Raw genomic sequence first — 239 nt, forward strand, 5'->3', positions numbered from 1 at the left:
CGGTCGAGGGCCTGCCCGAGCCGCTCCAGGGTGTCCGCCACCCGGCGGAACTCCGCCTCGCCGCCCAGGAGTTCGCTGAGCCGGGCGGCGAGGTCCGCGCGGCCCGGGGTGATCCGGCGGACGGCCGCGAGGCCCGCCTCGGTCGGGGCGGGCAGCTTGGCCCGGCGGTGTGCCGGGTTGGGGCGGTACTCGGCCAGGCCGTCCGCGACCAGCAGGTCGGCGATCCGCTGCACGCTCTG

At 79.1% G+C, this 239-nt stretch carries 1 pseudogene; it reads right to left on the reverse strand.

Annotated elements, in window-relative coordinates:
• A pseudogene (locus ABD323_RS44660) lies at positions 1-239 on the reverse strand (MarR family transcriptional regulator); the annotation flags it as partial.

The organism is Kitasatospora nipponensis (assembly GCF_039528135.1).
In the GTDB taxonomy this organism is placed as follows: domain Bacteria; phylum Actinomycetota; class Actinomycetes; order Streptomycetales; family Streptomycetaceae; genus Kitasatospora; species Kitasatospora nipponensis.